The 2,734-nt window shown below is 66.1% G+C and carries 2 protein-coding genes and 1 pseudogene; 1 reads left to right on the top strand and 2 read right to left on the bottom strand.

Annotation, left to right across the window (positions count from 1 at the left end):
* A partial coding sequence (locus tag ACFQEU_RS14135; RefSeq protein WP_379783188.1) for a Na(+)/H(+) antiporter subunit D occupies positions 1–1,727 on the top strand: 1,727 nt, incomplete at its 5' end.
* A gap of 329 nt (positions 1,728–2,056) precedes the next feature.
* Here the strand turns inward: ACFQEU_RS14135 and ACFQEU_RS14130 are convergent.
* Both ACFQEU_RS14130 and ACFQEU_RS14125 read right to left on the bottom strand, forming a co-directional pair.
* Entirely contained in the window at positions 2,057–2,410 is a 354-nt protein-coding gene (locus tag ACFQEU_RS14130; RefSeq protein WP_379783186.1) for a helix-turn-helix transcriptional regulator, read from the bottom strand.
* Positions 2,411–2,500: 90 nt separating this feature from the next.
* Positions 2,501–2,734: pseudogene (locus ACFQEU_RS14125) on the bottom strand (NRDE family protein); the annotation flags it as partial.

The following is a 2,734-nucleotide window of genomic DNA, read 5'->3' as shown; positions in this document are numbered from 1 at the left end:
CGCTCCCGCGTGCGGTCGGCCACGCGCTCGCCGCGAGCGCGACCGCGTTCGTGTTCGCACAGGCGTGGCTCGCGCCCGACGGGACCCACCTCACGACGGAGTTCCTCGGCTTCTCGGTCGTCTTCTTGAACGTCGACCAGTTCTCCGCGATGATGGGGCTCGTTATCGGGTTCCTCGCGACCGCGGCGGTGATCTACGCGTACTCGAGCGACGCGCCGCGCTGGCTCACGTCGTTCGCGCTGTTGTACGTCGCCTCCACGGTCGGAACCGTCTACGCCGGCGACTGGCTCTCCGTGATCTTCTTCTGGGAGCTGATGGCCGTCACCAGCACCCTCCTCGTCTGGCAGTACGGCGGCGAGGCCGTCCGGGCGGGCTACCGTTACGCCATCGTTCACGGGATCGGCGGCACGATCCTGCTCGGTGCGGTCGTCGTCCACTTCGCGGCGGTGGAGAGCTTCCTCTTCACCGCGGAGACGGGGATCCATGCGACCGCGGCCGTGCTCGCGGCGATCGGCATCGGGATCAACTGCGGGTTCATCTTCCTCCACACGTGGATCCCGGACACCTATCCGCGCCCGCACATCGCGGCGTCGGTGTTCCTCTCGGTGTTCACCACCAAGACCGCGGTGTACGTGATGTACCGTGCGTTCCCCGAGGGCGGCTGGTGGCTGGCGTACCTCGGCGGGTTCATGGCGGTGTACGGCGTGTTCTTCGCGCTGCTTCAGTACGACCCGCGCCGGCTGTTGTCGTATCACATCCAAGCGCAGGTCGGCTACATGCTCGCGGGTATCGGGCTCGCGACGCTCGGCGGCGAGTGGGGCCAGTTCGCCGTCGCCGGGGGGTTCGCACACCTGTTCAACAACGTGCTGTACAAGAGCCTGCTGTTCATGGTGTGTGGCGTCGTTATCTACCGCACCGGCTCGAACTACATCAAGGAGATGGGCGGGCTCTGGAAGGTGATGCCCGTCGCGTTCCTGGTCTACCTCGTCGGCGCGGCCTCCATTACCGCGGTGCCCGGCTTCAACGGGTACGTCTCGAAGGGGCTCGTCCTCGACGCGACCGAGCAGATCTCCGGTAACTACCCGCTCCTGTTCGGCTACGACCTGCTGTGGTGGCTGTTGATGATCGGCGCGGTCGGGACGTTCATGTCGTTCATCAAGCTCGGCTACTACATCTTCTTCCACGGCGAGGCGTCGCCCGAACACCGCCGACTCGACGACGCGAAGCCGCTGCAGACGGTCGGGATGGGGCTCGCGGGGGTCGCGTGTGTCGCGCTCGGCGTCGTCTACACCGCCCAGCTCGACCTGCTCCCGTTCGCGGAGACGGCACACGACCTCTCGAACCCGTACAGCTACTACCTCGACCCGCTTCAGTTCGGACACATCGAGAAGGCGGCGGTCCTGATGACCGCTGGGTTCGTCGGGTTCTTCGGTCTAAAGCGGCCCCTCGGGTGGCTCGCACACCACATGCGTGACGTGGACGCCGTGTTGCATCCGGCGGCGTTCTACGCCGGGCGCGGTGCGGTGTGGGGCGTCACGGAGCTGTGGGCCGCCGTCGACCGCGTGACCATGCGGACTGCGAGCGTGATCATGACGACGGCGATGCATCCGCGGGAAACGCTCGCGGACGCCGGGATCGACGCCGAGATCCGGTCCGGGATCGGGCGCAGCGTGTTGATCCTGACGCTCGCGGCGGCCGTGGCGCTGTTCGCGCTGCTGCTCGGGTGAGCGGTCGTCCCGGCCGCGGTCTGTTTATATACTCTCTTCCGACGCTCGGTGGAGCTCGTCGGGTCGTCGCCGGGCGCGGCGCACCGTATAGAAGCGAACGCTTCGGCCGGATCCTGTGTGGCCATTATAAGGGTTCGAGCTGCCGTATCCACCGATCCCGTAGCGATCTGCTTGGACCGTCAATACGCAGAATCACCGTCACGGATGAAACGACGGTCGCTCAACGATCCGATCTACTTACGCACCCGGTCGCGACTTCTTTAAATACTCAGTCGCGACTTATTTAAATACACAGTCGTGGCCCGTTTACATACCCTCTCGCGACCCGCTCAGTACTCCTCGTACGCGAGGTTCATCAGCCACTGTGAGAAGGCGTCGGACTGGGCGTCGATCTCCTCCTCGCCGATAAACGGGGACAACATGTCGCCGGCCATCAACAGGCTGAAATCCAGGTCCCGCGGGGCCGGCTCCAGATAGTACGTGTTGTGCCCGTCGTAGACGGCGTCCTCGCGCTGGATGAGTCCGGACTCCTCTAACGCCTCCGCGATACGGCTCCCCTTCCGCGAGGAGACATCGAGCTCCTTCCAGAAGTCGCTCTGGTGGATCCCGCCGGTCTCGCGGATGAGTTCGAGGCCGGCGCGCTGGTCCGCCGACAGCTCGGACTCGAGTTCGGACACGCTCATGGAACTACAACCGCCCGCGAATCGCTTAAAACTGGCTTTCCGTCCGGGCGGCGGCGACCGACGCCACGCGGCCGGCGTCGCCGTCGTCGGTCACGACGACCCGCCGAACCCGTCTGGAAGGGACACTGACTCGGATGGCGTCTCGCAGGGTGGACCGTCGGCGAACGCGACCGCCGGCTCCGTCCCCGTCCGGATCCGCGTGAACGACCGCGTGCCGAACCCCTCGCCGTGGAGACACGCCCCGTACTCGTGATCGGCGAGCACTCGGCTCGAACGATCGAGCCACCCGCTCGCGTCCTCCCCGGGCTCGGGAACGAGCGCGCC

The organism is Halorubrum tibetense (assembly GCF_042661865.1).
Classification (GTDB): domain Archaea; phylum Halobacteriota; class Halobacteria; order Halobacteriales; family Haloferacaceae; genus Halorubrum; species Halorubrum tibetense.
This window is presented reverse-complemented; position numbering and strand designations above follow the sequence as displayed.

What these genes read in the sequence shown, in the direction of transcription:
- ACFQEU_RS14130 (WP_379783186.1), bottom strand. Translation starts at nt 2,410, where the DNA reads ATGAGCGTGTCCGAACTCGAGTCCGAGCTGTCGGCGGACCAGCGCGCC.